Source organism: Lentimicrobiaceae bacterium (genome assembly GCA_020636745.1).
Classification (GTDB): domain Bacteria; phylum Bacteroidota; class Bacteroidia; order Bacteroidales; family Lentimicrobiaceae; genus Lentimicrobium.
In genome coordinates this window covers 408650-427571 of the sequence record JACJXH010000003.1, presented here as the reverse complement: position 1 = coordinate 427571, position 18922 = coordinate 408650, and the positions used below count along the sequence as shown (strand labels likewise).

The window sequence follows — 18922 nt, the reverse complement described above, 5'->3', positions numbered from 1 at the left end:
TGCTGTTTTCGGTAAGTTTGAAAAAGGGTAAAGGGAAATGATAAAATGCTCATAACAAAAGCTAAATGCAAGCGGGCAGATAGTGCTGATTTGAAGCATCATACATTTAATAAGCATAGTGGTTTATTAAATGTTGATTGCTTTGAAATGCCCGCCTGCACTTAGCTTCGGCCGCTGGCCACAATTTTTCAAAACAGACAGACAATGGATATACTTAATTTAGTTGTAGGATTATTCATGATTGGGATTGGATTTTTAGTAAAATCTGCACCTGATTTGATTGCTGGATACAACACCATGTCCGCAGAGCAAAAGAAAAATGTGGACATTGACGGTTTATCGACTTATATGCGCAATGGATTAATTATTATCGGATTGTCAATTATAATCGGATATTATTTATTTAAATGGATTGGCTTTACAATGATAGCCAACTCAATGATACTGATAGTTACTATAGTTGGGGTGACTGTTTTGGTGGTTAAAGCACAAAGGTTTGACAATAACAAGAAGAAGAAAACTAAACTTACATATTTGATTCCTGGATTGGGTTTTATATTGGCGATTGTACTTATAACTTATGGACTTATTCCTTCAAAGGTAATTTTCAATAAAGATTCGGTTCAATTTTCAGGCATGTATGGAATTGAATTTAAAATTGCCGAGATAGAAAGTGTTAAACTGGTTGACAGCCTTCCAGAAATCAAAATGCGGACAAATGGATTTAGTTTTGGAACAGTTAAAAAAGGGTTTTTCGACCTTAATGAATTTGGAAAATGTCGATTGCTTATTCATTCAGAAAAGCCTCCGTACTTGATTGTTTCAAAAGAAAACGGAGAGAAAACAATAACTAATTTCAAAGAAAAATCTGTTACTGAATCGGCATATATTGAGATTAAAACATTGAAAGAAAAAATATAACTGTGGCCAGCAAACAGGAATTAAATCGGCGTGCAAGCCCTGTTCCGCCAAAGCGAAAGCCCGGCGAATATGAGCTTCGCTGAGCTCGTCCTTCGTTCTCGGTTACCGGTTAAACTACATTCAACAGCCTGTTCAATCCCGAAGTTTCGGGATAAAACCCGATTTTTTTCTCATATCAGAAATTTTTGTTGTGAATAATTCCTGAATAACGGAAAGAATCGGGTATTTTTGATGAAGCTATCCCGCGCAGGCGGGATTTAGTTCAACAATGCGTATAATACATTGCTTACATTCTGCTAATTTGTTAAGGACGTTGTAGCTCATCTTGAAAGAAAATACGGCTCAATATTACGACTATTTGAGCCATAATAATTATATTTGTGAGCCGTAAATTAAAACTCTATGATTGATAAAAGAGAATTAGAAATAATTGAGCTTATAAAGAAAAACCAAGAAGTTTCTTCAAGTGAAATATTTGATAGTCTTTCGACATCGATTAGTTATGCTACTGTAAAAAGATTACTTTCCAAGTTAATCGATGAAAATCTCTTAACAAAAAAGGGACAGGGAAAATCAACGAAATACTTGATATCACCTACTTATGAAATTCTATACCCTGTCGACAAAGAGAAATACTTTGAAAAGGAAATTGATGAAAGAGTAATTAAGGAAAGTTTTAATTTACAACTCATCTCAGAGACCCTCAAAGTGTGTAGCGTATTCACATCAAATGAATTAGAGCAGTTAAGTTTACTTCAAAAGAAATTCGAAAAGAATATTTCACAACTATCTGAAATAGAATACAAAAAGGAATTAGAACGGTTAGCTATTGACTTAAGTTGGAAATCGTCTCAGATTGAAGGAAATACATATTCTCTGCTGGAAACGGAAAGACTTTTTAAGGAAAAGGAAACTGCATCAGGCAAAACAAAAGAAGAAGCTGTTATGCTTCTAAATCACAAGGAAGCCATTGACTTTATAGTTGAAAACCCTGATTATCTGATTCCATTATCAGTTTCGAAAATTGAAGACATACATAGTTTACTGATAAAAGAACTCGGGGTAGACAAGAACATAAGAAAAGGAAGAATAGGTATTTCGGGAACAAATTATCGCCCTCTTGATAATGAGTTTCAAATTTCAGAAGCCCTTTCGAATATGTGTGAGTTGGTGAATAGCAAAGAAAATATCTTCGAAAAAGCATTGCTCTTGTTGGTGCTAATTTCATATATCCAACCCTTTGCAGATGGAAATAAAAGAACGGCAAGAATTGTAAGTAATGCTATTTTAATGAATTATAAGTATTGTCCTGTTTCATTTAGAACTGTTGACTCTGTTGAATATAAGAAAGCAATGCTTTTATTTTATGAACAGAATAATATATCTAGTTTTAAAGAAATATTTATTGACCAATTTAAATTTGCTGTAAATACTTACTTTTAATGGTACGATAAAAAACGAGCTAAAACAAATAGGAATTTGAGCGGCGTGCAAGCCCTGTTCCGCCAAAGCGAAAGCCCGGCGAATATGAGCTTCGCTGAGCTTGTCCTTTGTCCCCGGTTAACGGTTGAACTACATTTCAATGCTGAAAAGAAATACCACCCCGGAGGGGTGAAATGTTTATAGAAAATGGGATGTCAATCCATGAATCCGACCCCGTTGGGGGTCGTACCTTTTACCCGCGTTTATCATTCTGCCATGGAGAAAAAGTAAAGGAAAAGTGTTAAGTTTGTGTTGGTAAACGCGTGGTGCGAATATTGAAATAACAGGCTTAAACTGGTAACTGAAATGAAATTGGAAGATTTAGGGTATAATGAGAAGCTTGAAAAGTTAAGGATTGAGCATAAGCTGAAGGATTTTGAGATTGGCAGGGTTATTTCTGAACACAAGGAAAGATATATTGTCAGGACAGAGAACGGAGAATATGAAGCCGAGATAACAGGGAGTTTGCGGTTTTCGGCGAAAAATCGGGAGGATTTTCCCGCAGTAGGAGATTGGGTTGCATTGACAACTTATGATGCTGATTTTTCGCTTATTCATCAAATACTGCCACGGTTTTCAATGATTGCCAGACAAGCCGTTAGTCAGTTTGGAGAAATACAAATAATTGCGGCAAATATAGATTATGCGCTGTTGGTTCAAGCTGTCGACAGGGATTTTAATATCAACAGACTTGAAAGATACCTGACTATTTGTTATTCATCTAAAATAGTTCCGATAATTGTACTGACGAAAACTGATTTGATAAACGAACCATCTAAAAATGAAATTATCGATAGTATCATTCAACGAATCGGCAATATTTCAGTTTTTGCCATCAGCAATGAAACACAGGAAGGATATGAAGCTTTAAAACTGATCATGGAAAAAGGTAAGACTTTTTGTATGCTTGGCTCTTCGGGCGTTGGAAAATCTACCTTGTTGAATAATCTTTCAGGAAGGCCTGTAATGAAAACTGATGCAATTAGCCAAAGCACAAACAAAGGAAGGCACGTTACAAGTCACAGAGAATTAATTGTGCTTGAAAATGGCGGAATACTTGTTGACAATCCGGGAATGAGAGAAGTTGGCATCGTTGATACAGCTGATGGATTGGCCACAACCTTCGATATAATATTCAGACTTTCGGAAAATTGCAGGTTTAAAGATTGTACCCACACAAATGAGATGGGTTGTTTGGTTCTTGAAGCCATTGAAAAGGGTGAAATAGACAAGGCTTCCTATGAAAATTACTTGAAAATGGAAAGAGAGAAAGCTCATTTTGAATCAACAATTGCGGAGAAACGAAGAAAAGACAAAGCATTTGGAAAAATCCTCAGGAACTATAAAAAAGACCTGAACAAAAATAAGTACTAATCGCGCCGTGCGGTACAGCCAATAAGGGGTTCAGAGCTATGGCAGGGATTGCAGCCCGTTTCAGCTTTTGTGTTCCTGACAGGAAATGGTTTGAAACCCTTTACCGGACACACTGACAGACTGCCCTCTCAAAGCCCCTGACATTGCCCTTTGTGTGCCGGTTTTTTTCTGACAGCGCAATGGCTGCTTCGGGCAGTGATTGAACAGTTGCAAAGGTTGTGCGATACGCTGATGCCTGATGGTTTTAAATTCAAATGAAAGCCTTTTTAAAGGCCATTTAAAAAGGCTTTAAGAATGGAATAAACAGTGCTGTTTTGTGGGGAAGCTTACTCCCTTTTACAGCGATTTCAAAAGCTAACAATAACGAACCCGGTTGTATTTGTTGCCTGAATGCAGCCAAATAAAAAATAAACATATGGTATTGCAGGATTATTACAAATTCCAGCCCGAAAAATTTAATCAGGAAGGTCTTCACATCGAAACCCGTGAATGGTTTATGGATGTATTAACGGAGTTTGAAAGGGATTTTCATCATAAGCATGAACATTGTTATGCCAATTATTTATTTGCGAACAGTTCGACGATGATTTTAATAAATAAAGCCCTGGACCTGGGCAGCCATGAAAGCTGTGGAATGGACTTAATTGATGGTGAAGTTAATTTGGATGCCAATCTGGAAATTGAAACGTTTAGTGAAATGGATATGGTATATGCAATTGGTTCAAAATTAGAACAAAATGAAGATGAACCTGTATTTTTAGTTACAGATGAGCAGATAGGAGATGGATTGATTTTATTAAAATATATTCCGGATACAGAATCGGATGATGCTGAACCTCAAGTGCCGGTGAATGAAAATGTATTGACAGGCATGGATTAAAAACGCAGGGTAACAGCCGTGCACCTGATTTTCTCCGGCACCCCTTGTGAAGCCACGGTGTGCCTGATTCCATTGCCGGACTAGATTTACTTTGCGATAGTGATGGGCGCTGCACAGAAAATGGATTGAAGGTAAAATTGAATTTGAGAAAACGCGATTATGCCTGAATGAAAGAATAAATCGGGTTTTATCCCGAAACTTCGGGATTGAAAAAGCTTTCCTGCGCAGGCGGTGCCGGGTTTAATTTAGATTAATCTGAAATGATTGAAACAGAACGACTGATATTAAGGCCATTAACTTATGAGCAGTTAATCAAATATGCAAAATGCGATAACTCTCTGGAATTGGAGCTCAGGCTGAATAAATCGGCAAGGTCGGTTTCAGCAGAGCTTCAGGAAGCATTAGAGCAGACCATTATTCCAAATGTGAGGGATAAAAGCAAAAACTATTTGTATTCAACCATCTGGACAGCCATTTATAAAACTGAAAACAGAATGGTGGGCGACCTGTGCATTTATGGAGAGCCCAATGCTGAGGGTGAAATAGAAATTGGTTATGGCACTTATGAGGAGTTTCAGAATCAGGGATTTATGACAGAAATGGTAAAGGGCTTAGTTGATTGGGCTTACATGCAGCCGAAGGTAAAATCAATCATGGCTTCGACTGATAAAACCAATACGGCATCGTTTCGGGTGCTTGAAAAGAATCACTTCGTCAGAACGGGGGAGTCAGGAAATTTATATCATTATAAATTGGAATTGAACAGATAGGGCCATAAATCAAGTGGCTGCCAATGAAGTGCATGAGGTGCGGTCGCGTTTTCTGACAGAGCCGGCGATAAACCTTGCCTGCAATGCCTCCTTTGGCCTGTTGATGTACCAGGCGACGGTGAAAGGCATGTTTTCAGGCAAATCATGTTTGAAAAACGGAAGAAACTGCTATTTTTGAAAAAGCTATACTGCCAGGGTGTCATTTGGTTCATCAGCCATAAAATATCAATATAAACTATCAAATAAAAACAATGGAGGTTATCAAAATGAAAAGAACTTATTTATTCATGTTCCTGTTTATGGGGATCATTCATCATGTCGGGGCGAGTGATTCAATTTCAAAATCATTAATTGGTCATTGGTTTGTGGTGCAGAGAAATTATGATTATTCAAGCGGGGATTCAGTGAATGATGAAGAAAAAGTGACATATAATTTTGTGTTCAATGATGATGGATCGGGTTATTGGATGGTTGAAACAGAAAAGAAACATTCCGGTGGCAAGCCGGTGAAGAACGAACAAAAGTTCAATTACAAATGGACGGTTAAGGACGATAAAATTGTTCTGGACTTTTTTGAAATGAGTAAAACTGTTGAATGCAATTTTAAATTTTCAGATGCTGTTTTAACGCTAACCGATCCTGAGAATAATACGAGAAAATACGCAAAAAAATAGGTGTATGATTTTATACTGACAGTGGCCGGATGCACTGGTTTTGTCAGGGTTATGGCAGGGAAGGTGTTTGATGCCAGGCTTGCTGCCCGGTTAAACAGCGTAACCGTATGGCCGTAAAGTGTTGTACAATCTGTAATTGTGCAATTTCTGGTTAATGCCGCAAAATGCGGGTCTGTTCAGTTGAGCAATTAAAAAGTAACGGATTACATGGAATACGTGGGTTCTTGTTTGTGCAAAGGAGTTAAATTTAAAGTTACAGGTAACTTTGAGCATTTTTATTTATGTCATTGCAGATATTGCAGGAAAGATACAGGGTCTGCTCATGCTGCCAATTTATTTTCGACGACAGCTAAACTTGAATGGATAAAAAAAGAGACAGAAATCAAGACATATCAACCGTCCAGAAGCAATCATGTGAAAGCCTTTTGTGTCCATTGTGGTTCGGCTTTACCTCATTTGCAAATGGATGGTAAACTTTTAGTTGTTCCGGCAGGATGCCTGGATACTAAGCTGGAAAAACGGCCTGATGCTCATATTTTTATCACAAATAAAGCGAGCTGGGACGAGTCGCTGGAAGCAATAAATAAGTTTGGACGTCTCCCCGGATGAAAAGTGAAGAAAAAGATATTTGCTGTTGTTAATTGAGCTTCACAGACATGGGGGTTAATCGCTTGAACTGCATCCCTGATTCCGGCTATATACTTGCTGGCTTTTGTGAATAGGATTTTAAGAAAAATAGGGCAGGTATTATTGAATTAAGGAAATAATGATTTTCTGTTTCTGAAGAATAGCCGTGCCCCCAAAATATTTTCATACAAATATTGAATATGAGAAAGAATCGGGTATATTTGAAATAGATATTTTATCGGGGTTGGATTTTGTTAAGGCAAGTTTAAATTAATGCGGGATAAGTATTGAGGAAGAGCAATGCAGTCATTATTTCCCGGTGAAGAGCATTCACTCAATCATCCATCCATTGAATTCAGGGAAGTTGCGAAACAATTAAATGCCATACAGCAGGAGCCTTTATGGAAACTGTAAATGTGCGAAGGGAAGTATTGTTGATTGTATGGGGGAGCAGACTCTTCATAGAAGTCAAATGGAATAACCGATTGTACTAAAACCCTGACAAAAACTAATTCAATGACTGATAATTATCTAAAAAAGGAACTTTATGAATTAATCAAAAGTGATGAATCCATTTTTGATTTTATTCAGGCGTCATCGCTTGACGGACTTTGGTACTGGGATATCGAAAATCCTGAAAATGAGTGGATGAATCCGAAGTTCTGGACGGTTTTGGGTTACAATCCTGAAGAAATGCCGCATAAATCAAGTGCCTGGCAAAACATCATCAACCCTGATGATTTAAAAGTTGCATTGGATAATTTTACAAAACATTGCGAAGATCCTGCTCATCCGTACGATCAGATTGTAAGATACACGCATAAAAACGGATCAACGATATGGATTCGTTGCCGCGGTTTGGCTATCCGGGATGAAAGTGGAAAACCAATCAGAATGTTGGGGGCACATCATGATATTACAGACATTAAGAATGTTGAACAGCAATTAAAAAAAGCCAGGGAGAACGAAGAAGAAAGTAAACTGAAATTTCAAAACGCTTTTGAACATTCGGGAATCGGAATGGCTTTGGTGAATACACAAAAGCGATTCACAAAGGTCAACAAGTTTTTTTGCAGGATGTTGGAGTATACCAATGTGGAACTTGAAAATATGTTTATTGAGGATGTTACTTATTTTGACGATAAAAATATTGGACAGGATGAGCTGGCTGCCTGTGTTCAAGGTAAACTGGCGCGCTTTAGCGTTTCAAAAAGATATGTGACGAAAACAGGGCGTATTGTTTGGGGAAATTTAAATGTAGCCATTGTCAGAGGACCCGATTTGTCGAAATCTTTTTTTATTGCACAGATTGTAGATATTACACGGCAAATAGAATACCAGCAGAGTTTGCTTCAGGCTAAGGAACTTGCAGAAAAAAACGAGGTTCAAAACAGGGCAATTCTTCAAACAGCCTATGACGGGTTTTGGTTAACCGATTTCAAGGGAAATATTTTTGAAGTAAATGATGCCTATTGTAAAATGAGCGGATATACCCGGCAGGAACTACTCACCATGAGAATATCTGATATAGAAGCCAACGAATCAGCGCTTGAAGTAGATAATCACATGATAAAAGTGCTGAAAAAGGGAGAAGATAGATTTTTATCAGTGCATCGTAAAAAAGATGGAAGTGTTTACAATGTAGAAGCGAGTGTAAAAGTTGTACCGGAATTAAATGAAAGAATAGTCGTTTTTTTAAGAGATATTACCGGGTTTTTAAAAGCCGAACAGCAATTGATCAATGCCCTGGAAAGTATGGAGGATAGCGAGAAAAAATACAGGGGGCTGTTTTCCAACTTGATAAGTGCGTTTGGGCTGCATGAAATGATATTCAACGAAAAGGGAGAACCACTTGATTATATCCTTTTGGAAGTGAACCCGATGTGGGAAAAAGTGGTTGGAATAGAGGCTTCATCTGTTATTGGCAAATCAATCAGAGAAATTATGCCTGCTATTGAGCAAAGTTGGATTGACAGGTACGGGAAAATTGTGTTAACGGGAATGTCTGAGGAATTTGTTGATTACAACGAGGCTACCCAAAAATACTTTAATGTTTTTGCATATAAGCTGGAGGGAAACAAGTTTGCGGTAGTTTTTAACGATGTTACTGAAAAAAAGCGTTTTGAGCTGGAAATGATTAAAGCCAAGGAAAAGGCCGAAGAAAGCGAACGGTTACAACTTCTTCAAAATAAGGAGATAGAGCAACAAAACGAGCGGCTGGAAAGTTTGCTGCGAATTTCTCAACTACAAACTACATCCATACAGGAGCTTCTGGATTATGCACTCGAAGAAGCCATTAAATTGACCTACAGTAAAATAGGATATATTTATTTCTATAATGAAACTACCCGGCAGTTTATTCTTAACACCTGGTCGAAGGAGGTGATGAATGAATGCACGGTAAGGGATCCGCAAATTACTTACGATCTGGACAAAACAGGCTGCTGGGGAGAAGCTGTCAGGCAACGGAAACCTATTGTATTGAACAATTATGCTGAAGATAATCCGATAAAGCATGGCACTCCCCGGGGACATATCCAATTGTCGAAATTCCTGACCATCCCCGTTATAATCGGTGAAAGAATTGTTGCGGTAGCAGGTGTAGCCAATAAAGAACAGGATTACAATAATGCTGACATTCGCCAGCTGACACTTCTGATGGACGCTGTCTGGAAGATTTCAGAAAGAATTTCATTAATCGAAAATCTTGAGAAAGCCAAAGAAAAGGCCGAAGAAAGCGACCGCCTGAAGTCAGCCTTCCTGGCCAACATGAGCCATGAAATACGCACCCCCATGAACGGTATACTTGGTTTTACAAACCTGCTTTTAAAACCTGATTTAAACAATGAAGAAAAAGAAAACTATATTAAAATCGTTCATAAAAGCGGGCAGCGTATGCTGAACACCGTGAATGATATTATCGAAATCTCAAAATTAGAAGCCGGATTGGCAGACCTCAGGTATGAAGCTGTTGATTTTAATAAAAGGGTTGTTGAATTGGTTCAATTCTTTACGCAGGAAGCATCAGAAAAAGGATTGAAACTGAGTTTGGAAAAATTACTTCCTGAAGAAAACAGAAATCTTAATACCGATAAAAATAAACTGGATTCCATCCTTACAAACCTTATCAAAAACGCCATCAAATACACGCAGGCCGGAACAATTTCTATCAGCTGTCAAATTCAGGCGTCTGTTATTGAATTTTATATAAAAGATACTGGTATTGGTATTCCGGCCAATCGTCTCAATGCCATATTTAATCGTTTCGAACAGGCCGATATCCGGGATACAAAGGTTTTTGAAGGTTCGGGATTAGGTCTGGCAATTGCAAAATCTTATGTTGAGATGCTAGGCGGCAAAATATGGGTCGAAAGTGAAGAGGGAAAAGGCTCAACATTTTATTTTACCTTGCCTGCTGCGAAATCAGAAGAGAAACAGGCCAATGCTGATGCAGTCTTATCGGATAATGGCAATTTAAATTCCAAAACAAAAGGACTGAAAGTTTTGATTGCTGAAGATGATGAGGTGTCCATGAACTATCTTTCCATTCTGTTGAAGGATTGTGGCAAACAGATATTAATGGCGGAAACCGGAAAGGAAGCCGTAGAACTTTGCCTTCGTCATCCTGACATTGATTTAATCCTGATGGATATTCAAATGCCTGAAATGGGCGGTTATGAAGCCTCCCGGCAAATCAGGGAGTTCAACAAGGAGGTAATCATCATAGCCCAAACAGCATATGCACTTTCAGGCGACCGCGAAAAAGTAATGGCAGCAGGCTGTAATGATTATATATCGAAACCTGTAAAAAAAGAGGTATTACAAAGCTTGATTGAAAAGTATTTCGGGTAGTAATGAATGCATCATTTGGGCAAAATCCTGGTGAACTTAACGTGAAAGATAAGCGGGGCTGGCTCTGAAAAAACTGTAATACAAGCGTGTTAAAGTGCCTGGATTGCATCTGGGAATTTACTGCAGGGGTTAAAAGAGCCGAAAACAACAGCGAATAACTTTGCTGATGCGTTGGCCAATGCTGCCTTGCTTAAAATATTGTGATGAAAGAGCTTGAACATTTATTTTTTGAGAGTCGCGAATCTTTTCGCCTTTGGTTAGAAACTAATCATGAAAAGAGCCCGGGCATTTGGATGATATTTTATAAAAAGCATCTGAAGGCAGAGGGTATCACATACCATGAAGCCCTGGAAGAGGCGCTCTGTTTCGGGTGGATTGACAGCTTGATTAAAAAAGTAAACAACGACCAATATGTGCGAAAATTTACACCAAGGACAAATATTTCCAATTGGTCTGACCTCAACAAAAACATAGTCATGTCGCTCATTCAAAGGGGCAAAATGACCAAAGCCGGGCTTGAAAAGGTGGATGTTTACTTAAAAACAGGGGAAATTGACTGGGAGAGCAGGCCCTTAAAAAAGCAAAGCAAAGAACTTGATACAGCTATCCCTGATTTTATGCTGAAAGCATTTGCTGAAAATGAACCCGCATTGACAAACTTTCATCAACTGGCCCCCACATATCAACGACATTATATTCTCTGGATAACCACAGCCAAAAGAGAAGAAACCGTTATGCTCAGGTTGAAAGAGTCAATAAAACTGTTAATAGAAAACAAAAAGCTGGGAATGAAATAGCGTGAATTTGCAGGCAGCTGCTTATAAAACCGGTGAATTGTTTTTGGGTTGATATTGCCACGGGCATGTTTCAGGCATTATGGCCGGTTTATCTCACACCTTGAGCAAAATGCCGGGCAGAAGGTATTGAAAAGATAATACCCGGGCCTGCAGGTGCCATAACCTTAATTTTCTCTCAAGCATGGAAGGCAACCGCAGGGCTTCACCTTGAAAGTTTGCCGGCCAGGCAACGAAAAAGACAGTCTGTTATGGTCCTGTGACTTGAAGTGTATAAAAAATGTTAAGTTTGTAAAGTGACTTGTACATTGTGGCTCATTTTACACAACGCAAAGCCCGAAGAAATATGCAGAAAAATACCATAAAGCGAATCATTCAGCTATTATTGCTGGTGGGGACCGTCATCTCATTATTTTTTGTTCCATGGCCCATTGTAAAGGCATGGTTAGCACCCTTGCCCGAAACCGTTCAGGAGCAGGTGAATAAAGCCATGGATTATGGATTTGACGGCATAGTTGTTTATGTGGATGAAGCCGGAAAACCTGCCAGATTGTACGTAGCCGGTTATAAAAACCGTGAAAACAAAATACCTGCCGACCCCAATGCTTTGTTCAAAATAGCCAGTGTGGGTAAGCTGTACAATGCATTATCGGTCGCAAAACTGGTAAGAAGTGGCAAACTCTCTCTGAATAAAACGCTTCTTGATTATTTGCCTGAGTTGGGCAACAGAATTGAGTATGCCGGCGAAATTACCGTGAAAATGATGGTACAACACCGGAGTGGCATTCCCAATTATACTGATTCCTACAATTATTGGGTTCACCCGAAAAAAAATGATGATGAAAAGCTTGCCTTAATACTGGATAAACCTGCAAATTTTAAGCCTGACCGCGATTATGAATATTCCAACACGAATTATTTACTGCTCGGCCGAATGATGAATAAAGTATTGGGTTATGACCATTTTGAATATGTAAAAGAAGAGATTTTAAAGCCGCTGAACTTAAACCATACATTTGGCTCCATTCACGATGTAGATATGAATGATGTGATGAGTGGTTACTATGTGGGCTACGACAAAGACTTAAAAACAGAGGATAATGGTTCAATGTTGGCCACTGCAGAAGATTTAGGGAAATTTATCAGGGCGTTAAATAATGGATCAGTATTTAAAGATGAGAAGGAAAAGGAAATCTATAGCTCATTATATAAATTTGGGCATACAGGGTTGATACCTGGTTATCAAACCCTCGCCTGGTATGAGAAAGAGATAGATGCGGTGGTTATTCAATTTACAAATACAGTTGATTTTAATGGCTATAACTGGAATTTGTCGGAGGTGATGTATAACCGCATTGTCAGAATAATTAAACAAAACAGCCGTCAATAAACAGTACGCAAAGCGATGTTAAGCTCCGGTAGGATAAAGTACCGGCGATAAACCTTGACAGAATTGCTCCCTTTTCAGGGCGATGAGTTAATCAGCAGCCGGGGATGGGATTCAGTACAAATTATGGGCTAAAGCTATGGGCGCCATGACAAATAATTGACGAAGTCTTAAAAAGCAAAGGTCTCCCGGGCATAGATAGCTCAAAGAATCTGTTCATTTGCTCAGCTGATAGAGAAAAGTTGTGTTTTGCACAGCAAAGACTGGTCTTTTTCAGGATGGGAAGCCTGCATACATCCGGAATATTCGGTTGCGGAGTTTTTTGAAAATTTTCGGGAGCTAAAGCGCATAATTCTTGCCGATAGAGCCATGTATAATTGCTACATTTGTGATGTTTTAGTTTATCTTGGATTCTTTATTTCTTGTAGCTGTAAAAATAACTAAACGTGAAGCGTATAAGGCTCCGACTTCCTAATTTACTGGCTGATAATATAGATTTATCGCCGGGGATATTGCGCTTGGGACTCATTTTTGGAATGGTCATATATGGCGCCTTTGGTTTGCTTGATTATTATGCCATGCCATCCAACTACAATATTGCCTGGATTATCCGGTATGCATTCATATTCCCCATGCTCATTGTAACTTTCTTACTATCATATTACAAGCCATTTTATCGTTATAGCAAAGCCGTATTGTTTCTTTTACTTACTTCCGGTCAATTGGGTATCCTGATAATGGTAGCTTTAAGCAAGCCCGGCGACATGGCTAACAATACATATTATGCTGGTTTGATTTTGATAATGCTTTGGGCTAGTTATATTTACCGGATAAATTTTTATACAACCATTTATATTGCATTTTCTACAATAGTTTTATACAACCTGACTGTTTTTTTTAAGCTTGAGCAATCTGATGGTTTGCCGGGGCTATCAGAAATATACATGCTTATCAATAATAATTTTTTTCTGATTTCGGCAGCTGTTCTGGTTGTTATAGGAGCATATCAGTTTGAAAGAAATTCCGGCAAAATCAAAAAAGCGAATCAGGAACTAATCAGGGAGAAAACGCAGTTAAGACTGGCTAAGGAAAAAGCCGAAGAAAGTGATCGACTGAAATCAGCTTTCCTGGCAAATATGAGTCATGAAATCCGTACACCTATGAACGGAATTCTTGGCTTTGCCGATTTGTTGAAAAAACCGACACTTACGGGTGAAGAACAGCAGAATTATATCAGGATTATCGAGAAAAGCGGAGCCCGCATGCTTAATCTTATCAATGATATCATAAGCATTTCGAAGATAGAGTCGGGTATAATGGACATTTACCTTTCCGAAACGAATATAAACCATCAAATGCAATTTGTTTATGATTCGTTAATACTGGACGCCAGACAAAAAAAACTCAACTTGTCTTTTGCTTGCGCTTTATCCGGTAAAGAAGCAATTATACAAACAGATGGGGAGAAGTTGTATGGAATTCTTTCCAATTTGGTTAAAAATGCCATAAAGTATACCGATACCGGAACAATTGAATTTGGGTATATTGAAAAAGCTGATGAATTTGAATTTTACGTAAAGGACACGGGAATAGGAATCCCGAAAGAAAGGCATGAAGCTGTTTTTGAGCGTTTTATACAGGCTGATATTGGCGATAAAATGGCAAGGCAGGGCGCAGGTCTCGGTTTGACTATTTCGAAAGCCCATGTTGAAATGCTGGGTGGAAGAATTTGGTTGGTAAGTGAAGAATCTAAAGGCTCAACTTTCTTTTTTACCATACCCATCCATAAGAAAGCAGAAAGAAAACCAAATGCATCTGTTGTGTCTGGAAATGAAGTGCCCCCGTTGTCTTTAAATATTTCCGGTTTGAAAGTTCTTATTGCCGAGGACGATGAAACTTCAGAAAGGTTAATGTCTGTAAAACTGAAAAAGTATAGCCGTGAAATCCTTAAAGCTGCCACAGGGCTGGAGGCGGTTGAAATTTGTCGGATGAACACTGATATTGATTTAGTGCTCATGGATATTCAAATGCCCGGGATGAATGGATATCAAGCTCCCCGTGAAATTCGAAAATTCAATGAAAAGGTGATTATTATAGCCCAAACTGCTTTTGCCCTCGCTGGTGATAGAGAAAAGGCCCTGAAAGCTGGTTGCGATAATTATATTTCAAAACCCATAAGGCATGACCAGTTGTTGTCTTTACTGCAGTTGTATTTTGCGAATGAATGAGTTGTAACCCGGCATGAAAGCATTTAAAATAAAATATGCCTTATTTATAACCCACTCGCTGCGCAACATCACGACTCCGGCAACCCCCTCCGGTTAAACTAAATATTGCCAATTTCTTACTCTTTCTGATTTGGAAAGCAAGACTGGAGATCAAACGCCTGGCGTAAATATCCTGCAAATCTAGGCAGACGATAGCCTGGGAACGGGAATAGATGGGGTAAGCCTGCATTGAAGGGCGTAGAAAAGAATATTGAATGAGGTTCTCTAGATTTTTCCGCATCAAAATTTCATCAATAAGTAACAGATGAATAACGTTGACCATTATATTTCAGGGTTTCCGGCAGAGGTTCAGGCCATTCTCCTGCACATCAGGGTCATTATCAAAGAATCCGCTCCTGAAGCTGCCGAAAATATGGCATATGGTATGCCTGCTTACAAATTTAATGGCAAACCGCTGGTGTATTTTGCCTGCTTTAAACATCACATCGGGTTTTATGCCACTCCTTCGGGCCACCAGCAGTTTTCAGCTGAGTTGGCTCACTTTAAACAGGGGAAGGGCTCTGTCCAGTTTCCGCTTGATAAACCCGTTCCGTTTGACCTTATAAAACGGATGGTTGAGTTCTGGGTAAGGGAAAATTTATTGGCCAACCCAAAAAAAGGCAGTGAAAAACCGGATAAGTAAAATTATTTATTGAAATTTGTGATATCGAAATTAGTTTAATGCATTGAAGCTGAATTTATATGGGCTTGTCATAAAAAAAATAGATGAAATGATGAAAATGAATCTGAAGTTATTCAAAATTATTTTGGTTCCCGTTTGTTCATTGGTTATCCTGTCGTGCCAAAAATCAACATCCACCAACACTGCAACTGTAACCGATTATGCAAAAGGGGAGTATTGGTTGTCCCTTCCCGCCGATAACACAAAGGATGTCGATATTTTTTATGTTTATCCTACAGCCTGGTTTAAGGAGAGCCAGGACGAACCCAACTATTGTTCCATTGATAATCCAATGATGCTCATGGGCTCGCAACGTGCTTTTGATGTGCAGGCAAGTGCTTTTGAAACTGTTGGGAATGTTTTTGCACCCTATTACCGTCAGGCCGATGGCGTATATACACTTTCACTTTCTGAGGAGCAGAGGTGGGACGTTATGTCAGGAATTCCGGCGAAGGATGTGACAGCCGCTTTTGATTATTACATAAAGCATTACAATAATGGCCGTCCTTATATCCTGGTCGGGCATTCGCAGGGGGCCAATGTATTGTTGTGTTTACTGCAGGACTATATGCGTAAAAATCCTGCCGTTTATGCACGGATGGTGTGTGCATATGTAATCGGATATCCGGTAACTGCTGATTATTTAAATGCAAACAAGCATCTGAAGTTTGCCGAAAATGCGGATGATTTGGGTGTGATCATTTCTTATAACACCCAGTCGCCTGATGTTGTACAAGGGGCAAATATTGTTGTGGGCAATAATATTGGAACAGTGATCAATCCTGTTAACTGGAAAAGGGATGAAACCCTGGCAACGGCATCTGAAAGCCTCGGCTCGTATATGATAGTTGACAGTGCAGGCCACTTTGGGTTGGTGGCTCATTTTGCCGATGCCCGTATTGATTTGGCTAAAGGGGTTTTGTTATGCAGCAGTGTAAACGATAGTGCCATGTTTCAGATTTCAGGAAAAATGGGATTAGGTGTTTATCATAGTTTTGATATCCCTTTTTATTATTATAATCTGCGCGAAAATGCAGAGAGAAGAGCCCGCAATTTTTTGGGACAATAAATTGCAATATCCTTTGATATGGCGCAAAGGGTGGTTGTAAAAAAAGGCGGTTGCTTGTTTTTTATTTACAAAGGCAGGCTTATGCTTGAGGAGATGATTTTGTAGCGCAGTTTTTAAGAATTTGTAATTAACACCATGTCACATGAAAAAGAAAATATGTGTATTTCTGTTTGATGGTTTCGCCGATTGGGAAATTGCCTATCTGATGCCAGAAATCAAAAAAAGAAGTGATAAGTTCGAATTAATAAGTTTCACTCTTGATGGTAAACCGGTGCATTCAATGGGCGGTTTGCATGTGACTCCGGAAATGTCGCTGTTACAGCTTAAGCCGGATGAGATATTTATGCTTATACTGCCCGGGGGGACAGCATGGGAAAAAGGGGGCAACACCGCAATTGATGGCCTGCTTGATACCTTATTTGCCCAAGATAAATGTATTGCAGCCATTTGCGGAGCCACCTTTTATCTGGGGCAAAAGGGATGTTTAGACCATGTAACACACACAAGCAACGATCTTTATTATCTGAAAGCCGTTTCGCCTGCATATGCCGGAGCATTGAATTATGCAGATGAACCGGCTGTTACCGGCCAAAATATCATTACAGCCAAAGGCGTGGCGCCAATTGAGTTTGCCAGGGAGATTTTTGAAAAGATTGAACTTACAGATAAACAGAATATTGAAAAGTGGTTTCAGCTGTTTAAGCACGGTATCTGGAGCGAATAAAACCCAGTGGCTCAACAGAACGTGATTGCACAGGACAATGATTTATTGCAATTTATGCAGCATCAGAATAAACAGGGGCAGCTGGTAGTGCAATACAACATGATGCGATAACTGGTTTACGCATTTCAGTCAGATTTTTACAGCGAATTATTAATTGAAATTAAATAAATCGTCTATACGGTTATACCTCTCTCTTTCGGATAGGCTATTCCCTTAAATTTCCTTAATTTTGGGGCTGAATTCAGAGTTATGCAAACAGCAGAGCCGAAGCATATTTTTTATATTCCACGCTGGTACCCTTCCACAGCAGATCCCATGCTGGGGCTTTTTGTGAGAAAGCATGCACTGGCAGCTACTGAAGCCGGATTTCGGGTGACGGTAGTTTATGCTGCTCCGGGGCTTACCGGTAAAAGCAGGGAGCTTTTTTCAACAGACATACAGTCGGCTGGCCTGCTTACCGAAGTTCGGGTTAGTTACCGTAAAGCCGAAGGGCTTTCGGGTATGGCCCGTCAGCTTATTGCCTGGAATCTGGCCGTAAAAACGGCTGTGCAGCAACAGGGACGGCCTGATTTGATACATGCGCATATTCTCACACGGGTGGCACTGCTGTCGTGCTGGCTGGCTTATAAATGGAAAGTGCCCTGTGTCATTACAGAGCATTGGTCGCGCTACTATCCCGAAAATATGCAGTACAAAGGCTGGTTGCGGCGTTTTTTAACTGAAAGGGTGGTCAAACGTGCACAAGCTGTAACAGTGGTTTCAAACCGGTTGGCCAATGCCATGAAAGCGCAGGGACTACAGTTTGCTACAAAGCTGCTGCCTAATGTAGTGGATACAGCCGTTTTTAAGCCCGCCGAAAAATATAAAGGCCCTTTCAGAATTGTGAGCATTACCTGTTTTGAGGAAAAGTCGAAAAATCTGAAAATGCTGGTGGATGCCGTTGCACATATTGCCACACATCGGCATGATATTGAATTAGTGATGATTGGCGATGGGAATGATTACGATCTAATCAAAAAATATGTTGCCGGAAAGCATATGCGTTATAAAACGGTGCGGTTTACAGGCGTGCTTCAGGACCATGAGCTGGCCGAAGAGCTTCAGCAGGCATCCTGTCTGGCGCTTACCAGTAATTATGAAACTTTTGGCATTGTGGCGTTTGAAGCTCTCGCTTGCGGCATACCTGTGGTAGCCACCGATGTGGCCGATTTAGCCGTTTTTATCAACGAAGAGAATGGCAAAATTGTGAAAACCGGCGATGCTGAAATTCTCGCCGTTGAACTGGAAAATGTATTAAACCGCTTGCCTGAATACAAACCGTCGGATATGCACAAAAGGGTAGAGGCTGAGCTGAGTAGCCGCGCCGTTGCTGAAAAGCTTAAAGAATTGTATATCAGTGCTATCGGAAATATCAATTAA

Annotated in this window: 15 protein-coding genes; all 15 read left to right on the top strand. The window is 39.5% G+C overall.

Features of this window, described 5'->3' with window-relative positions; all coding sequences use genetic code 11:
* The first annotated feature begins 204 nt into the window (after positions 1-204).
* The 15 genes from H6541_07215 (at position 205) to H6541_07145 (ending at position 18922) form a co-directional block, all read left to right on the top strand.
* On the top strand, positions 205-921 hold the full coding sequence (locus H6541_07215; protein ID MCB9015571.1) for a DUF3784 domain-containing protein: 717 nt from the start codon (positions 205-207) through the stop codon (positions 919-921).
* Positions 922-1323: 402 nt separating this feature from the next.
* Complete coding sequence (locus H6541_07210) at positions 1324-2364, top strand: Fic family protein (GenBank protein ID MCB9015570.1); 1041 nt, start codon at positions 1324-1326, stop codon at positions 2362-2364.
* Between the two features lie 345 nt (positions 2365-2709).
* Positions 2710-3777: a ribosome small subunit-dependent GTPase A gene (gene rsgA, locus H6541_07205; protein ID MCB9015569.1), complete on the top strand. Its 1068-nt coding sequence runs from the start codon at positions 2710-2712 to the stop codon at positions 3775-3777.
* Positions 3778-4273: 496 nt separating this feature from the next.
* Entirely contained in the window at positions 4274-4657 is a 384-nt protein-coding gene (locus tag H6541_07200) for a hypothetical protein (protein MCB9015568.1), read from the top strand.
* Between the two features lie 260 nt (positions 4658-4917).
* Entirely contained in the window at positions 4918-5427 is a 510-nt protein-coding gene (locus H6541_07195) for a GNAT family N-acetyltransferase (protein MCB9015567.1), read from the top strand.
* A 266-nt stretch (positions 5428-5693) separates the two neighbouring features.
* The gene (locus tag H6541_07190; protein ID MCB9015566.1) at positions 5694-6101 is read left to right on the top strand and encodes a hypothetical protein; all 408 of its coding nucleotides are present in this window, start codon (positions 5694-5696) and stop codon (positions 6099-6101) included.
* A gap of 207 nt (positions 6102-6308) precedes the next feature.
* Positions 6309-6710: a GFA family protein gene (locus tag H6541_07185; protein MCB9015565.1), complete on the top strand. Its 402-nt coding sequence runs from the start codon at positions 6309-6311 to the stop codon at positions 6708-6710.
* 534 nt (positions 6711-7244) lie between these two features.
* A complete protein-coding gene (locus H6541_07180; protein MCB9015564.1) occupies positions 7245-10580 on the top strand; it encodes a PAS domain S-box protein in 3336 nt (1111 codons plus the stop codon).
* 203 nt (positions 10581-10783) lie between these two features.
* Positions 10784-11377, top strand: coding sequence for a YdeI/OmpD-associated family protein (locus H6541_07175; GenBank protein MCB9015563.1), 594 nt, complete (start codon positions 10784-10786; stop codon positions 11375-11377).
* A gap of 343 nt (positions 11378-11720) precedes the next feature.
* On the top strand, positions 11721-12764 hold the full coding sequence (locus H6541_07170) for a beta-lactamase family protein (GenBank protein MCB9015562.1): 1044 nt from the start codon (positions 11721-11723) through the stop codon (positions 12762-12764).
* Between the two features lie 734 nt (positions 12765-13498).
* Positions 13499-14989 carry a response regulator gene (locus H6541_07165; protein MCB9015561.1) on the top strand — a complete coding sequence of 497 codons (1491 nt, stop codon included), beginning with the start codon at positions 13499-13501 and terminating at the stop codon, positions 14987-14989.
* 304 nt (positions 14990-15293) lie between these two features.
* Positions 15294-15671: a DUF1801 domain-containing protein gene (locus tag H6541_07160; GenBank protein MCB9015560.1), complete on the top strand. Its 378-nt coding sequence runs from the start codon at positions 15294-15296 to the stop codon at positions 15669-15671.
* Positions 15672-15768: 97 nt separating this feature from the next.
* Complete coding sequence (locus H6541_07155) at positions 15769-16779, top strand: DUF3089 domain-containing protein (GenBank protein MCB9015559.1); 1011 nt, start codon at positions 15769-15771, stop codon at positions 16777-16779.
* A gap of 142 nt (positions 16780-16921) precedes the next feature.
* Positions 16922-17503 carry a glutamine amidotransferase gene (locus H6541_07150; protein ID MCB9015558.1) on the top strand — a complete coding sequence of 194 codons (582 nt, stop codon included), beginning with the start codon at positions 16922-16924 and terminating at the stop codon, positions 17501-17503.
* A gap of 249 nt (positions 17504-17752) precedes the next feature.
* Positions 17753-18922: a glycosyltransferase gene (locus H6541_07145; protein ID MCB9015557.1), complete on the top strand. Its 1170-nt coding sequence runs from the start codon at positions 17753-17755 to the stop codon at positions 18920-18922.